19 protein-coding genes and 1 pseudogene are annotated in these 20,657 nt (G+C 71.0%); 12 read left to right on the top strand and 8 right to left on the bottom strand.

The window, feature by feature from the left end; genetic code table 11:
* Positions 1–47: 47 nt before the first annotated feature.
* A complete protein-coding gene (gene recO / locus V2J85_RS14120) occupies positions 48–794 on the bottom strand; it encodes a DNA repair protein RecO (RefSeq protein ID WP_330821752.1) in 747 nt (248 codons plus the stop codon).
* A 131-nt stretch (positions 795–925) separates the two neighbouring features.
* Between recO and V2J85_RS14115 the strand changes: the two are divergent.
* From V2J85_RS14115 to V2J85_RS14080, 8 genes and pseudogenes are all read left to right on the top strand, one after another.
* Positions 926–1,758, top strand: a pseudogene (locus tag V2J85_RS14115) (helix-turn-helix domain-containing protein).
* Entirely contained in the window at positions 1,740–1,952 is a 213-nt protein-coding gene (locus V2J85_RS14110) for a DUF397 domain-containing protein (protein WP_261951559.1), read from the top strand. Before V2J85_RS14115 ends, V2J85_RS14110 begins: the two are co-directional and overlap by 19 nt.
* A gap of 241 nt (positions 1,953–2,193) precedes the next feature.
* Positions 2,194–3,663, top strand: a complete 1,470-nt coding sequence (locus V2J85_RS14105; protein WP_330821751.1) for an ATP-binding protein — start codon at positions 2,194–2,196, stop codon at positions 3,661–3,663.
* Positions 3,660–4,088: a roadblock/LC7 domain-containing protein gene (locus V2J85_RS14100; RefSeq protein ID WP_261951557.1), complete on the top strand. Its 429-nt coding sequence runs from the start codon at positions 3,660–3,662 to the stop codon at positions 4,086–4,088. Before V2J85_RS14105 ends, V2J85_RS14100 begins: the two co-directional genes overlap by 4 nt.
* Complete coding sequence (locus tag V2J85_RS14095; protein ID WP_030413708.1) at positions 4,085–4,447, top strand: DUF742 domain-containing protein; 363 nt, start codon at positions 4,085–4,087, stop codon at positions 4,445–4,447. The genes V2J85_RS14100 and V2J85_RS14095 overlap by 4 nt, the downstream gene beginning before the upstream one ends.
* A gap of 34 nt (positions 4,448–4,481) precedes the next feature.
* Positions 4,482–5,060: a GTP-binding protein gene (locus V2J85_RS14090; protein WP_078872263.1), complete on the top strand. Its 579-nt coding sequence runs from the start codon at positions 4,482–4,484 to the stop codon at positions 5,058–5,060.
* Positions 5,057–6,514 (top strand): cytochrome P450, encoded by a 1,458-nt coding sequence (locus V2J85_RS14085; protein WP_410011144.1) that lies wholly within the window; start codon positions 5,057–5,059, stop codon positions 6,512–6,514. The genes V2J85_RS14090 and V2J85_RS14085 overlap by 4 nt, the downstream gene beginning before the upstream one ends.
* Positions 6,430–7,674, top strand: a complete 1,245-nt coding sequence (locus V2J85_RS14080; RefSeq protein ID WP_261951556.1) for a cytochrome P450 family protein — start codon at positions 6,430–6,432, stop codon at positions 7,672–7,674. The genes V2J85_RS14085 and V2J85_RS14080 overlap by 85 nt, the downstream gene beginning before the upstream one ends.
* Before the next feature lie 576 nt (positions 7,675–8,250).
* Here V2J85_RS14080 and V2J85_RS14075 read toward each other — a convergent pair.
* Both V2J85_RS14075 and leuA read right to left on the bottom strand, forming a co-directional pair.
* On the bottom strand, positions 8,251–8,961 hold the full coding sequence (locus tag V2J85_RS14075) for a TerB family tellurite resistance protein (RefSeq protein WP_261951554.1): 711 nt from the start codon (positions 8,959–8,961) through the stop codon (positions 8,251–8,253).
* Positions 8,962–9,209: 248 nt separating this feature from the next.
* A complete protein-coding gene (leuA, locus tag V2J85_RS14070) occupies positions 9,210–10,973 on the bottom strand; it encodes a 2-isopropylmalate synthase (protein WP_330821750.1) in 1,764 nt (587 codons plus the stop codon).
* A gap of 287 nt (positions 10,974–11,260) precedes the next feature.
* Here leuA and V2J85_RS14065 point away from each other — a divergent pair, with 287 nt between their 5' ends.
* The 4 genes from V2J85_RS14065 (at position 11,261) to V2J85_RS14050 (ending at position 15,634) form a co-directional block, all read left to right on the top strand.
* Positions 11,261–12,370, top strand: coding sequence for a M4 family metallopeptidase (locus V2J85_RS14065; RefSeq protein ID WP_330821749.1), 1,110 nt, complete (start codon positions 11,261–11,263; stop codon positions 12,368–12,370).
* Positions 12,371–12,566: 196 nt separating this feature from the next.
* The gene (locus V2J85_RS14060) at positions 12,567–12,833 is read left to right on the top strand and encodes a protealysin inhibitor emfourin (RefSeq protein ID WP_261951551.1); all 267 of its coding nucleotides are present in this window, start codon (positions 12,567–12,569) and stop codon (positions 12,831–12,833) included.
* A gap of 153 nt (positions 12,834–12,986) precedes the next feature.
* Positions 12,987–14,354: a GH1 family beta-glucosidase gene (locus tag V2J85_RS14055; RefSeq protein ID WP_330821748.1), complete on the top strand. Its 1,368-nt coding sequence runs from the start codon at positions 12,987–12,989 to the stop codon at positions 14,352–14,354.
* On the top strand, positions 14,351–15,634 hold the full coding sequence (locus V2J85_RS14050) for an MFS transporter (RefSeq protein WP_330821747.1): 1,284 nt from the start codon (positions 14,351–14,353) through the stop codon (positions 15,632–15,634). Before V2J85_RS14055 ends, V2J85_RS14050 begins: the two co-directional genes overlap by 4 nt.
* Positions 15,635–15,903: 269 nt before the next feature.
* Here the strand turns inward: V2J85_RS14050 and era are convergent, their stop codons facing one another.
* The 5 genes from era to ybeY all read right to left on the bottom strand — a co-directional run bounded on the left by era (position 15,904) and on the right by ybeY (position 20,652).
* Positions 15,904–16,842 carry a GTPase Era gene (gene era, locus V2J85_RS14045; protein ID WP_261951548.1) on the bottom strand — a complete coding sequence of 313 codons (939 nt, stop codon included), beginning with the start codon at positions 16,840–16,842 and terminating at the stop codon, positions 15,904–15,906.
* Between the two features lie 55 nt (positions 16,843–16,897).
* Positions 16,898–17,899: an aldo/keto reductase gene (locus V2J85_RS14040; RefSeq protein ID WP_330821746.1), complete on the bottom strand. Its 1,002-nt coding sequence runs from the start codon at positions 17,897–17,899 to the stop codon at positions 16,898–16,900.
* 240 nt (positions 17,900–18,139) lie between these two features.
* Positions 18,140–18,499, bottom strand: coding sequence for a cytidine deaminase (locus tag V2J85_RS14035; RefSeq protein ID WP_330821745.1), 360 nt, complete (start codon positions 18,497–18,499; stop codon positions 18,140–18,142).
* A 326-nt stretch (positions 18,500–18,825) separates the two neighbouring features.
* Positions 18,826–20,142 carry a hemolysin family protein gene (locus tag V2J85_RS14030; RefSeq protein ID WP_261951545.1) on the bottom strand — a complete coding sequence of 439 codons (1,317 nt, stop codon included), beginning with the start codon at positions 20,140–20,142 and terminating at the stop codon, positions 18,826–18,828.
* A gap of 12 nt (positions 20,143–20,154) precedes the next feature.
* Entirely contained in the window at positions 20,155–20,652 is a 498-nt protein-coding gene (gene ybeY, locus V2J85_RS14025) for an rRNA maturation RNase YbeY (RefSeq protein WP_261951544.1), read from the bottom strand.
* Positions 20,653–20,657: the final 5 nt, after the last annotated feature.

Genomic DNA, 20,657 nt, shown 5'->3' with positions numbered 1-20,657 from the left:
GATTGTCGTTGTGCGCGGGTGACCACTGCGCCACCGCGCCTGCTGCCCTACTGCTCTACATACCTCAGGGAGCGCAGGCCCCGCTCCAGGTGCCAGTGCAAATAGGCCGTGACCAGCCCGCTGCCCTCCCGCGCGTGCCGGGCCTCGCAGGCGTCCGCGGTATCCCAGTCGCCGGTCAGCAGCGCGCTCAGGAGCCCGATCGCCTCCGAGGAGGGTACGACGCTCCCGGGCACCCGGCACTCGCCGCAGATCACCCCGCCCGACGCGACCGAGAAGAACCGGTTCGGGCCCGGCATCCCGCACCGCGCGCAGCTGTCGAAACTCGGCGCGTAACCGTTCACGGCCAGCGAGCGCAGCAGGAACGCGTCGAGCACGAGGTGCGGCGCGTGCTCCCCGCGCGCGAGCGTCCGCAGCCCGCCGACCAGCAGCAGGTACTGCTGGACGGCCGGCTCGCCCTCGTGGTCGGTGAACCGCTCGGCGGTCTCCAGCATGGCCGTGCCGGCGGTGTAGCGGGCGTAGTCCGTGACGATGCCGCCGCCGTACGCGGCGATCGTCTCGCTCTGCGTACACAGCGGCAGCCCGCGCCCGACGAGCTCGCTGCCGCGGGCGTAGAACTGCACGTCCACGTGCGAGAACGGCTCCAGCCGCGCCCCGAACTTCGACTTCGTCCGCCGCACGCCCCGGGCCACGGCACGGACCCGGCCGTGGCCGCGGGTGAGCAGCGTGATGATCCGGTCCGCCTCACCCAGCTTCTGGGTGCGCAGCACGATGCCGTCGTCGCGGAACAGACTCATGGCGCCCATTCTGGCGCATGCGGAGAGGGGGTCGGTCGGGTTCACCGTTCGCACCCGCGTGGTAACGCTCCGGAACTAGTCTGTGACGGAAAGAGCGGTACGGCAACACAGCACAGCAAGAGGGGTGGGCCATGGCCAACGCTTCGCAGCAGGTCGGCTGGGAATTCTGGGGCTCGGAACTCACGAACCGCCGGGAGGCGGCCGGTCTGAGTCAGGCAGAACTGGGGCGGAGGCTGTTCGCGTCCCGCGCACTGGTCTGCAGGTTCGAGTCCGCGGAACGCCGGCCGCGCCTGGAAATGGCGATCCAGATCGACGAGGCACTGAAGACGGACGGCTTTTCGAGCGCCTTTACCGAAAACTGCTGGAGGCTTCGCCGTATGCCTCCTACTTCGCGGCAGCGGCGGATCTGGAACGGCTGGCTACGAAGATCTGTGAGTTCGAGTCGATGATCGTGCCGGGACTGCTGCAGACGTCGGCTTATGCGCGGGCGTTGATGCTCGCGGGCAATCCATTGGCGTCGGACGAGCACATCGAGGAAAAAGTCCGCGCCCGACTCGACCGGGCGGCGGTCCTCAAGCCCGCTGATCGTCCGGCGTATTGGGCCGTCCTGCACGAAGCGGTACTGCGCGTGCCAGTGGGAGGCCCGGCCGTTATGGCCGAGCAGTTGGAGCACATTGCGCGACTCGTCCGCGACCGCAAGATCCTGGTGCAGGTACTTCCGTTCGCGGCCGGCGCATTTTCCTTCATCGGCAAGATGGTGACGCTCATGGAGTTCGAGGACGCGCCGCCAACCGCCTATACAGAGGGCGTGTATTCGGGGAATCTGCTGGACGATCCGGCCGTAGTGAGGCACGTACAGCAGAGCTACGATCTGGCAAGGGCCGCCGCGCTGTCGCCGGAGGCGTCCCTGCCCTTGATCGAGTCGATGGTAGAGGACTACAGACGATGCGCGAGTACGACCTGAGCAGTGCTCGGTGGCGCAAGAGCAGCTACAGCGACACCAACGGCGGCAGCTGCGTCGAAGTCGCCGACGACTTCCCCGGAGTGGTCCCCGTCCGCGACAGCAAGACCCCCCAGGGCCCCGCCCTGATAGTGCCCGCGGGCGCTTGGTCCACTTTCATAGCGACCGTCAAGAACGCGCAATTCCGGAACGCCTGACCGGCTTTCACCAAGGGCACACAACAGGCACACACCGGCCCCGCCATCTTCCCTGGATGACGGGGCCGCATCACGTTATCGTCCGGTCATCGCGGGCGGAAGGTGACCTTCCGTACTTCTCAGTCGCCCCTTGGGATCGGCCCTCACGGCACGTCAACTCCCCGGTAGCATCCCGTGATGATCGGCACCACGTCGCCGTGATGGCCGGCCGACCCAGTCAGTACCCCACATGAGGATCTCGATGACATCCATACCGGAGGCGCTGTTGTGGTGCCTCAGCGCAGGTACGGCCGCCGCCGTGGTCCTGGCGGCGTTCTCGGTCCGGGCCAGCGGACAGCGCAAGGCCCTGAGAGCGCGCCTGGCCGCCGCTGAGGAACAGAACAGCGCCACGCTCCACAGCAATACGGAGCTGTCGGCCCGGCTGCGCGCCACCGAGGCCGAGATCCGGCACCTGGCCGGTACCCGGCTCCCCGACCTGACGATGGCGCTGGCCCACCCGCACGTGCCGGTGCACGGTCTGCTCGACGCCCGGTTCGCCGGGTCGGAGACGGACGAGGCGCTCGGCGCCGTACTGGAGCAGGTCAGCGAGGCCATCACCAAGGAGCGCACGCGCGTCGACGCGGCCGCGCAGTCGGCACTCCGCGGCGCGACCACCACCATCCAGGCGCTGCTGTACCGCCTGCAGACGGCGCTGCAGGAGATGCAGCACCGCTACGACGACCCGGAGATCGCGCAGGCCCTGCTGAACGCGGACTTCCTCAACGAGCAGGCGCTGCGGCGTGTGCAGGCCACCGGCGTCGTCTGCGGCGCCTGGCCGGGCCTGACCCGCGAGGACTCGTACCTGGCCGAGCTGGTCGTGGGCGCCATGTCCCGGCTGCGCGGCTACGAGCGCGTGCAGATCAGCAACCAGCTGCGGGACCCGATCGCGGTCGTCGCGCGAGCCGTCGAGCCGATCGCGATCACCGTCACCGAGCTGCTGGCCAACGCGCTGCACCACTCGCACCGGGAGCTGCCGGTGACGATCACCCTCCAGCAGGGCAACCGCGGCGCCTCGGTGATCATCGACGACTACGGCGTCGGCATGCACGACGACGAGATCAAGGCGGCGATGGAGCTGCTGGCGGGCGACGGCGATCTGCTGCTGACCCAGCTCGGCGACCCGCCGCGGTCCGGTTTCGCCGCGGCCGGCCAGCTGGTGCGCCAGTACGGCTTCGGGGTGCACGTCGAGCCGTCGCCGTACGGCGGCGTGCGGGCCGTGGTGTACATCCCGGGTGACCCCCTCCTCACCGTCCTCGACGAGAGTGCCCAGCCCATGTCCGTGATGGCTCCGCTGCCGCACCGTTCCGGGATGACGGAACGATCCTCCTCCGCCCTGCCGACCGGGGCGGCGCCCTCCTCGGCAGCGTCCTCCGCCGGTCAGCCGACTCCCGCACCGGCCGCCCCCGCCGCGCCGGCCGCCCCCGCGGCGCCCGCCGCGCCCGCCGTGCACGCCTCGTACGACGCGCCGGCCGCCGAGGGCGAACTGCCGCGCCGGCGCCGCCGCAAGCCCGTGTCGGAGGCCGAGCAGGCCCCGCGCACCGAACCGATTCCCCCGCGCTCCCCGGAGGAGACCGGATCCCGGTGGGCCGCCCTCCAGCGGGGCACCGAAACCGGCCGGGCAGCCGCCCAGTCAGAACCCCCTCGCAGTCCCGAAGGGAACGCCCAGTCATGAACAGCCCCACCCGCCGCCGTGTCGCCGAGGACAAGTCCTGGGTGCTGGCGCCGCTCTTGGAGTTGCCGCATGTTATCCACGCAGCCGTGATCTCCGGTGACGGCTTCATCGAGGGTGCCTCGCCGGGTCTGTCCCGGGAGGCCGGCGAGGGTGTCGCCGCGATGATGTCCGCGCTCCAGGGCGCCGCACGCGCCGTCACCGCCGCGTTCGCCGAGAAGGACGACACCCGGCTGCGGCAGACCGTCATCGAGTCCGACGAGGGCTTCGTCTTCGCGATACCGGCCGGCGAGAACACCTGCCTGGCCGTCTTCGCCGACCCGGAGGTGAACATGGGAGTCGTCGCGCACCACATGCAGATCCAGGTGACGACGCTGGGCAGCAAGGTGATGAACAGCCCGGCCCGGGACCTCGGTAACCCGGCATGACGCCCCGCCAGAGCAGCGGCAGGCGCCTCGTCCCGGCCTACCTGGCCACCGGCGGACGCGCCCGCCCCAGCCGCAACACGTTGGACCGGCTCACCCTGCTGCACAGCGTGGGGATGCCGATCACCAGTGAGGTACGCCCGGAAGAGCACCGCATCCTGGAGCTGCTGCAGCCCGGGGCGCTGTCTCTGGCCGAGGTCGCCGCCCACCTTCACCTGCCCGTCAGCGTGGTGAAGGTGCTGGTGGCCGACCTTGTCGATGCCGGGCGGCTGCACGCCCGTGTCCCCATCCCCGAAGCCGAGCAATTCGACCGGCAGATTCTGGAGAGGGTTCTCGATGGACTCCGCTCTCTCAAGTCCTAGCAGCGCGACCGGTACGGGTACCGGCACCGGCAACATGTACCTCTCCGGCGAGAACCAGACCCTGGTCAAGCTGCTGGTCGCGGGTCCGTTCGGGGTCGGCAAGACGACGCTCATCCGGGCGCTGTCGGAGACCCCGCCGCTGCACACCGAAGAGGTCATGACCCAGTCCGGCGCGATCGTCGACGATCTCGCCGGCGTACGGGAGAAGACCACCACCACCGTCGCGATCGACTTCGGGCGGCTGACGCTGCCCGGGGACCTGGTGCTCTACCTGTTCGGCACGCCCGGGCAGAAGCGCTTTCGGCCCCTGTGGCAGGACATCGCCCGCGGCGCGCTGGGCGCCCTGGTCCTCGCGGACACCCGCCGGCTGGCGGACTCCTTCGAGGTGATGGACATCGTGGAGGAGGCCGGGCTGCGCTACGCGGTCGCGGTCAACACCTTCCCCGACGCGCCCCAGTACTCCGTCGAGAAGCTCCGCGAGGCGCTCGACCTGCACCCCGAAACGCCGCTGGTGCTGTGCGACGCCCGCGACCGCGACCAGTCCGTCGACGCGCTGATCGCGCTCGTCGGCCACGTCCTGGCCCACACTCCCGAGGAGAACCCGAACCCGTGACTTCCCCGCACCAGCCGGAAGAATGGGGTCTCCCCCGCTCCAGCGAAGCCGAGAGCCCGGGGAAGCTGCCACCGCAGCAGGGCGCCGCACCGCCACCGGGCTGCCCGGCGCACTCCGCGGTCCCGCCGCAGCAGGCCATGGCGTACCCGCAGGCCCGGCCCGACGCGCACCAGCCGGTGAAGCTCTACGGACCGGAGTTCGCCGCCGACCCGGCCCGCAGCTACGCCCAGCTGCGGCAGTACGGTGCGCTGGCGCCGGTCGAGATCGCGCCCGACGTGACCGCGATGCTGGTCACCGACTACCGCGCGGCGCTGGACCTGCTGCACGACGACACGACCTGGTCGAAGGACTCCCGGGAGTGGATGCAGACCATCCCGGCGGACTCGCCGATCCTGCCGATGCTGGGCTGGCGGCCGAACGTCTTCTACAGCGACGGGCCGGCGCACGTCCGCTACCGGGACGTCATCGTCGACAGCTTCAAGCTGGTGGAACCGCACGAGCTGCGGGCCCGGGTGCACCACGCCGCGGACACCCTGATCCAGCGGTTCGGCGCCCGCGGTGAGGTCGATCTGATCGCCGACTACGCGCGGCTGATCCCGCTGCTGATGTTCAACAACCTCTTCGGGCTGCCCGACTCCTACAGCGACCGGCTCATCGAGGCCCTCGCCGGGATGATCGAGGGCACCTCGCCCGAGGAGGCGGCGGCCGCCAACGAGGCGTACACCGCGTACATCATGGAGCTGGTCGGGTCGAAGAAGGCGCAGCGCGGCGCGGACCTGACCTCGTGGTTCATGGACCACCCCAACGGGCTGTCCGACGAGGAACTGATCCACAACATCATCCTGGTGATGGGCGCGGGCAACGAGCCGCTCGCCAACCTCATCGGCAACTCGCTGTCGCGGATGCTCTCCGACGACCGCTACTACAACACCCTCACCGGTGGCGCCCTGACCCCGCAGGACGCCATCAACGAGGTGCTGTGGAACGACCCGCCGCTGACCAACTACTCCGCCCACTTCCCGGTCCGGGACGTCTTCTTCCACGGCACCTGGGTGCGCCGGGGCCAGCTGGTGATGGTGTCGTACGCGGCCGCCAACAGCCAGTTCGACACCAGTTCGCTGGAGGTACCGGGCTCGGGCGGCGGTTCGCACCTGTCCTGGTCGGCCGGCCCGCACGCCTGCCCCGTGAAGCGGCACGCGCTGCTGATCGCCACCACCGCGATCGAGCGGCTCACCGCCTGGCTCTCCGACATCGAACTCGCCGTACCGGCAAGCGAGTTGGAGTGGCGGCACGGCGCCTTCCACCGGGCCCTGGTCGCACTGCCGGCCCGCTTCTCCCCCATCACCCCCGACCAGGCAGGAGCCACTCCATGGCACAACAGGGACAGCAGCCCTACGTCATCGACCCGGTCGGAAGCGATATCCACGGAGAGGCAGCCCGCCTCCGCGCGATAGGCCCGGCGGCCCGGATCGAGCTGCCCGGCGGCATCGAGGCGTGGGCGGTCACCCACCACGCCCTGCTCAAGTCGCTGCTGACCGACGACCGGGTCTCGAAGAACCCCCGCGAGCACTGGCCGGCCTGGCAGCGCGAGGAGATCCGCGGCAGCTGGCTGCAGTCGTGGATCGGCGTCACCAACATGTTCACCGCGTACGGCCCGGACCACCGCCGGCTGCGCAAGCTGATCGCGCCGGCGTTCACGGCCCGCCGTACGGACGCCATGCTGCCGCGCGTCGAGCGGATCACCCAGGCCTTACTGGACGATCTCGCCGGCCACCCGGCCGGCTCGGTCGTGGACCTGCGCGAGGTGTTCGCCCACCCGCTGCCCATGCAGGTCATCTGCGAGCTCTTCGGTTTCCCGGAGGGCGAGCCGCGCGCCGAACTGGCCCGGCTGGTCGAGGCGATCATGGACACCACCGCCACGCCGGAACAGGCCGGTGCCACCGCCGCGTCCGTGCACACCCTGCTGACCGGCCTGGTCACCGCCAAGCGCGAGGCGCCGGCGGACGACCTCACCAGCCTGCTGGTCTCCGCACGGGACGACGACGGCGAGCGGATGACCGAGCAGGAGCTCCTGGACACCCTGCTGCTGGTCATCGGCGCCGGTCACGAGACCACCGTCGACCTCATCGGCAACGCGGTGACGGCCCTGCTCACCCATCCCGACCAGCTGAAGCTGGTGCTGTCGGGCCAGGTGCCGTGGAACGACGTCATCGAGGAGACGCTGCGCTGGGCCCCCAGCATCGCGAGCCTGCCGCTGCGCTTCGCGGTGGCGGACATCGAGCTGCCGGACGGGATCACCATCCGCAAGGGCGACGCGATCCTCCCCGGGTACGCCGGCGCCGGCCGCGACCCGGAGTTCCACGGCCCCGGGGCGGACACGTTCGACGTCCGGCGCGGCGTCCAGGAGCACCTGGCCTTCGGCCACGGCGTGCACCACTGCCTGGGCGCCCCGCTGGCCCGCATGGAGGCCCGGATCGCCCTCCCGGCCCTCTTCGCGCGCTTTCCGGAGCTCGAACTGGCCGTGCCGGCAGAGGAGTTGCAGCCCTCGGGCGGCTTCATCTCGGGCGGCCTGCGGGGCCTGCCGGTACGCCTGACGCCGACGGCGGACGCGTAACCGCCGCTGGCGCCCGAGGAGTTCACGGCCCCCGTCACCGCCCCGGCGGCGACGGGGGCCGCAACCTTCCCGCCCCCTCACCGGTCGGTAACGGCAACCGCCTCCGGACCGAGAGGGATTTCCCGATGCAGCTCCGCCGCGACCGGAACTCCGGGCGTCAGCACCGCACTCCTGGACCTCCCCCGCACCGTGGCCGTCGGCTCCGGCTGGCACGGCTTCGCCGAATTCGTCCGCAACACCACGGACGGCACGCTGCCGGCCGTCACCCTCTCGCTCACCGGCACCGCGCCGGTCACCGTCCAGTTCTTCGACAACGCGGCGGGCGGCACATGGCACACCGTCGATCTGCACAAAGGGCGGTTCATCAGCTACGCCGACCTCATGCCGGGCGAGTATCTGAGCAAGCCCATGCGCCTGAAGCCCACGCCGGGCGCCGAGCCGGGCGGCCGCGCCACGCTCACCGCCCTGGCCACCTTCTGCGACGACCACGGCACCTGCGGGGTCTCGGCACCGCAGTCCTACGCGATCAAGATCACCGCGAAGGGCGCCCGCCAGGAGGCCAGGAAGCCCGGGACCCTACGAGGGCGTGCGCGCCGCCGCGGCGAGCAGCCGCTCGGTGTCCGCCGGACCGAGGGTCAGCGCACCGCCGACCGTGGTGAGCACCTCGCGCTCCGCCGGCGTGTAGGCGCCGTCCGCGAGGGCGATCCGGGCGCCCTGGAGGAGCAGCGACTCCCGCCCGGCCGGCGCGAGATGCGGGGCGAGCGGCTCCAGGGTCTCGTGTAGCTCTATGGCCAGCGCGGTGCCGCACGGGTCGAGGCCGGCGTGGCCGCAGTGGCCGCCGGTCACCGCGTCGTAGGTGCCGGTGAGCCGCCCGGTGTCGGCGGCGAGGGCGGCGAGGAGGGTCAGCAGCTGGTCCTCGGAGCAGTCCGGGAAGCCGGCCGTGCGGACGGCGTCCACGGCGGTCTCCCGGACCGCGCGGGAGGACGTCCCGCCGGCGGCCAGCAGTGCGAGCGTGACGGTGTGGACGGCGTCCCGCAGCATCGCGGAGAAGCGGACGGTGGTGGGGTGGTCGAGGGCGTCCAGGCCGAAGCGGCCGTGGCAGGCGGAGCACTCCAGCACCGGGCCGGTGTGGCCGCGGGAGAGGAGCGGGACGCCGAGGAGGGTGAGGCGGCGGTGGCCGGTGCGTCGGAGGTAGTTGCGGTCGCCGCCGCAGTCCGGGCAGAAGAACTCACCGTCGGCGACGGTACGCCAGGACGTGCGCACTCCCATCACACACACCTTGTGCATTCCGTCAGCCTCCGTAACTCCCCGTTGCCGTCAAGGCACAGGAGATACCCCCACGCCCCCATCGCCGTGTTGGACGTGATGTTAGCCACATCATTGATGCGCCGTCAGCACCTCGTATCGGACAACCGGCCGGATGCTGCCGCTCCGCGCACGACCGCGCCCCCGCAACTCGCGGTGAGCTGCGGGGGCGCGGTCATGATCCACGGGCCGATCGGCGCAGGTAGGAGCCGATCGCGAGAAGGGACGGCTCAGCGGCCCGCGCGGTTGACGGCGGAGACCACGGCCTTCAGCGAGGCACGGGTGGTGTTCGCATCGATGCCGATGCCCCACAGGACCTTGTCGCCGATCGCGCACTCGATGTACGAGGCGGCCTGCGCGGAGGCGCCCTCGCTCATCGTGTGCTCCTGGTAGTCCAGCAGCCGTACGTCCACGCCGATGCCCTGCAGGGCGTCGAAGAACGCGGAGATCGGGCCGTTGCCGGAGCCGGTCAGCACGGTGTCCTGGCCGTCGACGACCGCCTCGACGGTCAGCGCGTCGATGCCGTCCCGGTCCGTCGTGGTCTGGCCGTTCTTGACCTGGATGCGGCCCCACGGGTTCTCGGGGTTGGGCAGGTACTCGTCCTGGAAGACGGACCAGATGGCGGTCGGCGTGACCTCGCCGCCCTCGGCGTCGGTCTTCTCCTGGATGATCCGGGAGAACTCGATCTGCATCCGGCGCGGCAGGTCCAGCTTGTGGTCGTTCTTCAGGACGTAGGCGATACCGCCCTTGCCGGACTGCGAGTTGACCCGGATGACGGCCTCGTAGGAGCGGCCGACGTCCTTCGGGTCGATGGGCAGGTACGGCACCGCCCACTCGATGTCGTCCACGGTCTTGCCGGCGGCGGCCGCCTCGGCCTCCATGGCGTCGAAGCCCTTCTTGATGGCGTCCTGGTGGGAGCCGGAGAAGGCGGTGTAGACCAGGTCGCCCGCGTAGGGGTGGCGCGGGTGGACCTCCATCTGGTTGCAGTACTCGCTGGTCCGACGGATCTCGTCGATCTGCGAGAAGTCGATCTGCGGGTCGACGCCCTGGCTGAAGAGGTTCATGCCCAGGGTCACCAGGTCGACGTTGCCGGTGCGCTCGCCCTGCCCGAACAGGCAGCCCTCGATGCGGTCGGCGCCCGCCATGATCGCCAGCTCGGCGGCGGCCACGGCCGTACCGCGGTCGTTGTGCGGGTGGACGCTCAGGCACACGTACTCGCGCCGGGTCAGGTGGCGCGCCATCCACTCGAACCGGTCCGCGTGCGTGGACGGCGTCGAACGCTCCACCGTGGCGGGCAGGTTGAGGATGATCTCGCGGCCCTCCTCGGGCTGCCAGACGTCGCAGACCGCCTCGCAGACCTCCAGGGCGAAGTCCAGCTCGGTGTCGGTGAAGATCTCGGGGCTGTACTGGTACCCGAAGACCGTCTCGTCGCCGAGGATCTTCTCCGCGTACTCCATCACCAGCCGGGTGCCGTCCACGGCGATCTGCTTGATGTCGTCCTTGGAGCCGCGGAAGACCACCCGGCGGAAGGTCGGGGCGGTCGCGTTGTACAGGTGGACGGTGGCGCGCTTGGCGCCGCGCAGCGACTCGACGGTCCGCTCGATCAGGTCCTCACGGGCCTGGGTCAGCACGGAGATCGTGACGTCGTCGGGGATCGCGCCCTCTTCGATGATCGACCGTACGAAGTTGAAGTCGGTCTCGCCGGACGACGGGAACCCGACCTCGATCTCCTTGTAGCCCATGCGCACCAGCAGGTCGAACATCTCGCGCTTGCGGGCCGGCGACATCGGGTCGATCAGCGCCTGGTTGCCGTCCCGCAGGTCGGTGGAGAGCCAGCGCGGCGCCTTGGTGATCCGGTTGTCCGGCCAGGTCCGGTCCGGCAGGTCCACGGCCTCGTACGGGCCGTACTTGTGGATCGGCATCCCGGAGGGCTGCTGGGTGACGGTCGCTGCGGTGATGGGCGTGGGACGACCGACGGCGTTTTCGGAGGTCATTGCGCGGGGCTCCTGTCGAAGGCTTTCGACGGCCGACGGTGGGCAACACCGGACTCCGCGGGGAGGGGGTCGGCCTCGACTACAGGCCCTCGCCGCGGCAGCTAAGGAGAAGCAGCCCGTAACGCATGATGCTCAGCACCCTAACCGAGGTACGCCCTGAGTGGCGGTCGCGTATCAGTATGCGGGACCGGGCCGGACGTTACGCCCTAAATGCGACGAACCACACATATTCGGGAATCTCCACCGCAGGCAGTGACACCCGCACTACACAGTGCCACCGTTTGTCCATGGACCTCAACACGGACCTCGACAACGACGAGACCCGGAAGACCACCGGCGCCACGAGCCCCGGCCACCCCGTCTTCTGCACGATCATCCCGCCGCACATCCTCGACAACCTCGCCCAGTCGGACGACCCGGCCCGGCACGAGCCGGCCCGCCGCACCCTGGAGCACGACCACGCCCGCCGCACCCGGCGCCGCGAGGTGGCCGCCCGCGCGGCGGCCCCCGGGGAGCCCGGCGCCGACGCCGACAAGCCGAACCGCACCATCTACAACGCCGGGCACCAGGAGACCCTCCCCGGCACCAAGGTCCACTCCGAGTCCGACGGCCCCTCCAAGGACGCCTCGGTCAACCGCGCCCACGCCGGACTGGGCGCGACCTTCGACTTCTACCTGAAGGCGTTCCACCGCAAGTCCATCGACGGCGCCGGCCTGGCCCTCGACGCGACCGTCCACTACGGCCAGAAGTACGACAACGCCTTCTGGGACGGCGAGCGGATGGTCTTCGGCGACGGCGACAACGACCTCTTCAAGGACTTCACCATCCCCGTCGACGTCATCGGCCACGAGCTCACCCACGGCGTCACCCAGTACACCGCCAACCTCGACTACCAGGGCCAGTCCGGCGCCCTCAACGAATCCGTCTCCGACGTCTTCGGCTCCCTGATCAAGCAGTACGCCCTCGGCCAGACCGCCGACCAGGCCGACTGGCTGATCGGCGCCGACCTGCTCGGCCCCAACGTCACCGGCAAGGCCCTGCGCTCCATGAAGGCGCCGGGCACGGCCTATGACGACGACGTCCTGGGCAAGGACCCGCAGCCGGCCACGATGGAGGGCTACGTCAAGACCGCCGACGACAACGGCGGCGTCCACATCAACTCCGGCATCCCCAACCACGCCTTCTACCTCGTCGCCAGCAAGCTCGGCGGCAAGGCCTGGGAGCGCGCCGGCCAGGTCTGGTACGACGTCCTGACCGGCGGCGAACTGCCCAAGAACGCCACGTTCGCCGACTTCGCCAAGCTCACGATCAAGGCCGCCCAGGCCCGCTTCGGCACCGGCGACGAACACGAGGCCGTGGTCAAGGCCTGGTCGCAGGTCGGCATCTCGGCGAAGTAGCGACACGAGACGTGGCATTTCGGCCACATGGGAAGTGACCGGCGTACCTCGGGGGTGTGCCGGTTACCCGTAAGGGCGGGGGTGGTGCACGGGCGCCGGCGACCAGCAGGCGCCCACCCCCCGCCCCCGGCTACCGTGGCCATATGGCCCCCCAAACGGGGAAGGAGTCCGTCGCAGGACGTCGGAGGAGCCCGTTATGCGCATTCACGTTCACCGCACCGGCGGCTTCGCGGCCATCGACCGCCGGGCCGAGATCGACACCGCGGGGCGCGACGACTCCGCCGAGTGGCAGTCGCTCGCCGCACGCGCCCTCGCCACCGCCCGCACCGAACCCCCCGTCGGCGTCCCCGACGGCTTCAGCTACCAGATCACCGTCGACGGCCGCACGGTGTACTGCTCCGATCCCCGCCTCACGGACGACCAGCGGACCTTGATCACAAGGGTGATGAAGGAAGGGGCGTAGGTGTCACGGGGGCGTGGCGGGACGTAGCGGCGGGGCATCGCCGGCTGCCCGCCAACCCCCGTACACGCCCCGCCAACTCCCGTATGTGCCCCGCCAACTCCCGTATGCTCCCTACCCCTTGACACTGTTACCGCCGGTAACGAAGATCCCGGCATGACTGCCGTGCCGGAGTTCCCCAGGCCCCTGCCGCGTTTCCCGAAGGAATTCCTGTGGGGGGTGTCGACGTCCGCCGCACAGATCGAGGGCGCGGTGGAGGAAGGCGGGCGCGGAGCGTCGACCTGGGACGTATTCGCCGGAGAGAGCGGGCGGATCAAGGACGGGTCGGACGCGCGGGTGGCGACCGATCATTACCACCGATATCCGGAGGACGTGCGGCTGCTCAAGGAACTCGGGGTCGGCGCGTACCGGTTTTCGGTGGCGTGGCCGCGGGTGGTGCCGGACGGGCGCGGGACGGTGAACGCGGCCGGGCTGGATTTCTACGACCGGCTGGTCGACGCCTTGCTGGCGGCCGGGATCGCGCCGGTGCCGACGCTTTTCCACTGGGACACCCCGCAGGTCGTGGAGGACGGCGGGGGCTGGCTCGTACGGGAAACGGCCGAGTGGTTCGCCGCGTACGCGGATGCCGTGGCGGCCCGGCTCGGGGACCGGGTGGAGCGGTGGATCACGCTCAACGAGCCGGCGGAACTGACGCTGCTGGGCTACGGGCTGGGGCAGCACGCGCCGGGACGGGAACTGCTCTTCGGGGCGCTGCCGGCGGCGCACCACCAGCTGCTGGGACACGGACTGGCGGTGCAGGCGCTGCGGGCCCGGGGCGCCCGGTCCATCGGGATCGCCAATTCCCACGGGCCGACCTGGGCCGCGTCCGACGCGGCGCAAGACCGTCATGCGGCGGATTTCTACGACCTGCTGTTGAACCGGCTGTTCGCGGAGCCGGTCCTGCTGGGCCGCTATCCGGACGAGGACGTGGCGGAGCTGCTGCCGGGAAACGTCGACGACGACCTGAAGGTGATCTCCCAGCCGCTGGACTGGTACGGGATCAATTACTACCAGCCGTCGCTGGTGGGACGGCCGAGGGGCGAGGCGACGGAAGTCGGCGGAACCCGCATACCCGAGGGGCTGCCCTTCGCGCCCCAGGACATCGAGGGATACCCCCGGACCGATTTCGGGTGGGCGGTGGTTCCGGAAGGGCTGACCGAATTGCTGGTCGGTTTCCGCGAACGGTACGGAAAGCGGCTGCCGCCGATCGTGATCACCGAGAACGGCTGCTCGTACGAGGGCATCGACGACCGGGAGCGGATCGCCTATCTGGACGGGCATCTGCGGGCCCTGCACGCCGCCATGGCGGCGGGGGTGGACGTCCGGGGGTACTTCGTCTGGTCCCTGCTGGACAACTTCGAATGGGCGGAGGGGTACGCGCGGCGGTTCGGGCTCGTGCATGTCGACTACGCGACGCTGACGCGGACGCCGAAGTCCTCGTACCGCTGGTTCCGCGAGGTGCTGCGGGAGCAGGCGGGCGGGTGAGCCGGGCCACGGGGGCGGGCCGGTGGCGGTGCCGGGTCGCGGCACCGGACCCGCTGGCCGAGCCGTCCGCGCCGGTCGGGCCCGGATGGACCGCGTCCCTGGCGGTGGCCAACGGGGCGATCTGGGCGGGCTGGTACGGCCCGCTCCAGATTCTGCTGGCCTGGCAGGCGGCGGAGGTGGCGGCACCGGCGGCCGGGATGCCCAAGGAGTCCGTGCTGGCCTGGGTGACCGGCGCGGGGGCCGCGGTCTCCCTGGTGGCCAATCCCCTCTTCGGCGCGCTGTCGGACCGTACGACCTCCCGTTACGGGCGGCGAACTCCCTGGATCGCGGCGGGAGTTGCCGGTGGCTCCGTCGCGCTGGCGGCTCTGGCGGCGGCCCGGACGGTCCTGGCGATGGCGTTCGCGTGGGGTGCCGTGCAGCTCGCGCTCAACGCGGCGTTCGCGGCGATCACCGCTGCCGTACCGGACCGGGTGCCGCACCGGCAGCGGGGAGCGGTGGGCGGCTGGCTGGGCGCCGCGCAGATCCTGGGGGTGGTCGCGGGGACGGGTCTGGCGACCGTGGCGGGCGGGCTGGAGGCCGGGTATCTGGCCTGCGCCGGGTTCGTGGTGCTGGGCACCCTGCCGTACGTGCTGGGGCACCGGGACGCGGTGCTGCCGGCCGGGCGGCGGCCGGCACTGTCCTGGCGCGCCCTGCTCGCCGGCTTCTGGATCAGCCCGCGGCGCCATCCGGACCTGGGCTGGGCATGGCTGACCCGGTTCCTGATCAACCTGGGCAACGCGCTGGTGCTGCTGTACCTGCTGTACTACCTGCGCGATGTGCTGCGGCGGGCGGACCCGGACGGCGGGGTGCTGCTGCTCACCGCCGTGAACGGCGTGACGCTGCTGACCACGGTCGTCGTCGGCGGGATCTGGTCCGACCGGGCCGGGCGACGGCAGCCGTTCGTCCTGGGCGCCGGAGTGATCATGACGGTGGCCACCGTGCTGCTCGCCGTCTGGCAGACCTGGCCGGGCGCCCTGTGCGCCGCGGCGCTGCTCGGCATCGGGTTCGGAGTCTTCACGTCCGTCGACCTCGCGCTGATGATGGACGTCCTGCCCGCCGCGGCCCACCGCGGCAAGGACCTCGGCCTCATCAACATCGCCAACTCCCTGCCCCAGGTGGCCGCCCCGGCGCTGGCCGCGCCCCTCGTACACCTCGGTGGCTACCGGACGCTGTACGCCGTGGCAGCGGCCATCGGCCTGCTGGGAGCGCTGCTGGTGCGGCGGATTCGGGGGGTGGCGTGAGGCGGGGGGTGGCGTGAGGGCGGGGTGGGGTGAGGCGGGGGTTCGGGTGAGGCGGGGCGGGGTGGGGTCGGGTGGGCTATCGGGCTCGGGCGGCTGAGCCGTAGGGGGCGGTCGAACGGATCCCGTAGGGGTCGTGAGCGCCCCCTCGGGGGCCACAACGGGGCGGGGGCGGGGGGTATTCCCAGCGGGCCCCGAGGCGGCCGGCCCGGGGCCGGCCCCACGAGACCGGCCGGCCCGGCCGGCCCTGCCGGTCTCGCGAGAACTGCGAACTAGAAGCCCAGCTTGCGCAGTTGCTTCGGGTCGCGCTGCCAGTCCTTGGCGACCTTGACGTGCAGATCGAGGAAGACCGGCGTGCCGAGCAGTGCCTCGATGTGCTTGCGCGACTTGGTGCCGACCTCCTTCAGGCGCTTGCCCTTGGGGCCGATGATGATGCCCTTCTGGCTGGGGCGCTCGATGTAGACGTTGGCGTGCACGTCCAGCAGCGGCTTGTCGGCGGGGCGGTCCGCGCGCGGGAGCATCTCCTCGACGACGACGGCGATGGAGTGCGGCAGCTCGTCGCGGACGCCCTCCAGCGCGGCCTCCCGGATCAGCTCGGCGACCATGACCTGCTCCGGCTCGTCGGTGAGGTCGCCCTCCGGGTAGAGCGCCGGGCCCTCGGGGAGCAGCGGCACCAGCAGATCGGCGAGCAGCGAGACCTGGGTGTCGCCCACGGCCGAGACCGGGATGATCTCGGCCCACTCGATGCCCAGCTCCTTGCCGAGCTGGTCGATGGCGATCAGCTGGGCGGCCAGCGCCTTGGAGTCGACCAGGTCGGTCTTGGTGACGATGGCGACCTTGGGGGTCTTCTTGATCTCGGCCAGCTCACCGGCGATGTACCGGTCGCCGGGGCCGATCTTCTGGTCCGCGGGCAGGCAGAAGCCGATCACGTCGACCTCGGACCAGGTGGTGCGGACGACGTCGTTGAGCCGTTCGCCGAGCAGGGTCCGCGGCTTGTGCAGGCCCGGGGTGTCGACGAGCACCAGCTGGGCGTCGGGGCGGTGCACGATGCCGCGGACCGTGTGGCGGGTGGTCTGCGGGCGGTTGGAGGTGATCGCCACCTTCGTACCCACGAGAGCGTTCGTGAGGGTCGACTTGCCCGCGTTGGGACGGCCGACGAAGCAGGCGAAGCCGGCCCGGTGGGCGGCGGAGGAGTCTGTACGAACGCTCATGGCGCCCATTCTCCCCGATCCCGGACGCCGCTCCGACCATCCGGGCCGCGGACGCTCAGTCGACGACCGCCGCCGTGCCCTCGAAGGTGGTGTCCTTCAGCGCGGCATCGATACGGGCGAGGGTGTCGGCGGACAGCGTGATCCGGGCGGCGGCGAGGTTCTCCGCGATGTGGGCCGGGGTGCGGCTGCCGGGGATCGGCACGACGTGCTCGTCCTGGTGCAGCAGCCAGGACAGCGCCAGCTGGCCGGAGGAGACGCCGAGGTCCTCGGCGAGGCCGCGGACCGGTGCGAAGCGGTCCTGGTTGGCCTTGAGGTTGGCGGCGTCGAACGGCAGGTGGCGGCGGAAATCGTCGTCGGTGACCTGCTGGACGGTGCCGGTGAGGAATCCGCTGCCCAGCGGGCTCCAGGCGACGACGCCCACGCCCAGCTCGCGGGCGGTGGCGAGCAGCTCGGCGTCGATGGGTTGCCACATCGACCACTGGACCTGGACGGCGGCCACCGGGCGGACCGCGTGCGCGCGGCGGAGCTGGTCGGCGGTCACGTTGGACAGGCCCAGGTGACGGACCAGACCGGCATCGATCAGCTCGGCGACGGCGCCGACGGTGTCCTCGAACGGAACCTGCGGGTCCGGGTAGTGCGGGTAATACAGGTCGATGACGTCGGTCCCCAGATTGCGCAGCGATGCCTCGGCGTAGCCGCGTACGTGGCGGGGGTCGGCGTTCACGGCCAGTTCGCCGAAGCCGTAGTTGACCGGGAAGGGGTGCGGTGCGACGCCCTCGGGGAGCCGGAAGCCGAACTTCGTGGCGAGCACGACCTCGCCGCGGCGGCCGCGCAGCGCCCGGCCGATCAGCTGCTCGTTGTGGCCGTCGGGGCCGTAGCCGTCCGCGGTGTCGATGAGGGTGGCGCCCTCGTCGAGGGCGGAGAGCAGGGCGGTGGTGGCGCGCTGCTCGTCGGTCTCGCCGTAGACGCCGGGCGAGAGGACCATCGCGCCGAAGCCGATGGCGGAGCTGGTGAGGCCGCCCAGGGTACGGGCGGGGAGGGCGGTTGCGGCGGTCACGGCGGGCTCCTGGTGGGCGCGGGCCGGCGGCGGGGCCGGCGACGACTGCTGACACCCATGATCTTCGTCGCCCCGGCCGGGACGCGTCCAAGAGTTGCGGTAATAGCCGGCGGTTATGGCCCGCCGGGGGAAGACCCGGGCGGACCTGAGCGGCCCCGGTCGGACCTGGGCGGGGAGCCCGTCCTGGGGCCCCGCCCGTGTTGCCGTGCCTCGGTGACGCCTCGCCGGCTATGCCGCGCCTTACGCCTCGCCCGCCGGGACGGTGGTGCGCAGGGCGCCGTCGAGGCCGGCGACCAGGACCGGCGTCTCGGGGCCGCCGAGGTCCCGGACGGCTGCGCGGTCCGCGTCCGCGGCGTGCTCGGCGTCGGTGACCACCGCTGCCGCCTCCAGGGACGTGGCGCCGCTGGCGACGGCCATCGCCACGGCCGTCTGCAGGGCGCTGAGCTGCAACGAGTCCAGGGCGACGGTGCCGGCGACGTAGGTGCGGCCGGTCTCGTCGCGTACGGCGGCACCTTCGGGCACGCCGTTACGGGCCCGCGCCGAGCGCGCGAGCGTGATGATCTTGCGGTCTTCGGGGTCCAGCGGTGCGGCTTCGGTCATACCGGCGAGCATATGCGCCGGCCCCGCGGCGTGAGGAAGAAGGTGGCTGCCCCGGACCCCCGTGGCCGGGGCAACCTGCGCGGCAAGATTTCTCGGACGATTTCTCTCCCGCAGGACGGCCGCCTTTCGGCGACCGCCCGAAGATCCTTCCATGGCGCGCCGCGAAGAATCCAGCCCCACCGGAAATGGCTTCCAGAACATTTCCGGTGCACTGCAGATAAGTAGCGCCGGAGGCAGCGGGCGCCGAAAGTTAAGTGCCGGAGCACTCGCTCGTTTCAGCTTCTTGTTTCGACCGCCGATTTCGGCATTTCCCGGGTGCGCCCGGATTATGCGGAGAGCTCTCCGGCGTCCGTGGCCCGCACCGGCTCGCAGAGCACCGTGACGATCTTGTTGCGGCGGCCGGCCGGTGATTCGGCGGTCAGCCGCAGCGCCTTCAGCTCGGGGTCGGCGGCCGTGTCGGAGAGGTCCACCTCGGCCGTGGCACCGGCGATCGGGACCCGGCCGAGCAGCTTGGCGAGCAGCCCGCCGACCGTCTCGACGTCCTCGTCGTCCAGCTCCGCCAGGCCGTACAGCTCGCCGAGGTCGCCGATGTCGAGGCGGGCGGTGACGCGGTAGCGGCCGTCACCGAGGTCCTCGACCGGCGGCAATTCCCGGTCGTATTCGTCGGTGATCTCGCCGACGATCTCTTCGAGAATGTCCTCGATGGTGACGATTCCGGCGGTGCCGCCGTATTCGTCGATGACCACCGCGACGTGATTGCGGTCCTGCTGCATTTCGCGCAGCAGATCACCGGCATTCTTGGTGTCCGGCACGAAGACCGCGGGCCGCATGGCCGTGGAGACCAGCTCGGTCTCCGCGTCGCGGCTGATGTGGACCTTGCGGGCCAGATCCTTCAGATAGACCACGCCGACGATGTCGTCCTCGTTCTCGCCGGTCACCGGGATGCGGGAGAAACCGGAGCGCAGGGCGAGGGTCAGCGCCTGCCGGATGGTCTTGAACCGCTCGACGGAGACCAGGTCCGTGCGCGGCACCATCACCTCGCGGACGAGGGTGTCGCCGAGCTGGAAGACGGAGTGCACCATCCGGCGCTCCTCGTCCTCGATCAGCGACTCCTTCTCGGCGAGGTCGACCAGCGACCGCAGCTCGGCCTCGGAGGCGAACGGGCCCTTGCGGAAGCCCTTGCCGGGGGTGAGGGCGTTGCCGATGAGGATCAGCAGCTGCGGGATCGGGCCCATGATGCGGGCCAGCGGCAGCAGGACGTAGGCGGCCGCGGTGGCGGTGTTCAGCGGGTGCTGGCGGCCGATCGTCCGCGGCGAGACGCCGACCGCGACATAACTGACCAGCACCATCACGGCGATGGCGACGGTCAGCGCCTGCCAGGTCTCGTCGAACGAGCGCAGGCAGGCGTAGGTGACCAGGGCGCCGGCGGCCATCTCGCAACCGACCCGCACCAGCAGGGCGACGTTGAGGTAGCGGGTGGGGTCGGCGGCGACCTGGGCGAGCTTGGCGCTGCCGCGGCGGCCGGAACGGACCGCCTCCTCGGCGCGGAAGCTCGTCGTACGGGCCAGGCCGGCCTCCGCGCAGGCGGCGAGCCAGGCGATCACGACGAGCAGGACCGCGACCGCGATCAGCTGGGTGGTCATCACGGGCGCCCGTCAGGTCACGGTGGGCGCCGGCGAGGGGCCGGTCAGTCCCCGCTCGCCGCGCCAGCCGTCGACGATCGCCGCCTGGAGGCCGAACATCTCGGCCTTCTCGTCGGGCTCCTCGTGGTCGTAACCGAGGAGGTGGAGGACGCCGTGCACGGTCAGCAGCTGGAGCTCCTCGTCCATGCTGTGCCCGGTCGGCGCCTCCTCGCCCTGCTTCTTCGCGACCTCCGGGCAGAGCACGATGTCACCGAGCAGGCCCTGCGGGGGCTCCTCGTCGTCCTTGGCCGGCGGACGCAGCTCGTCCATCGGGAAGGACATGACATCGGTCGGTCCGGGCAGGTCCATCCACTGCAGATGGAGTTGCTCCATGGCCTCGGCGTCCACGACGATCACGGACAGCTCGGAGAGCGGGTGGATGCGCATCCGGCCGAGGGCGTAGCGGGCGACGTCCAGGATCGCCTGCTCGTCGACCTCCGTGCCGGATTCGTTGTTGACGTCGATGGACATGGGGC

The organism is Streptomyces bugieae, from assembly GCF_036352915.1.
Classification (GTDB): Bacteria; Actinomycetota; Actinomycetes; order Streptomycetales; family Streptomycetaceae; genus Streptomyces; species Streptomyces endophytica.
The sequence above is the reverse complement of the archived record's forward strand: the minus strand, read 5'-3'. Positions and strand labels throughout refer to the sequence as shown.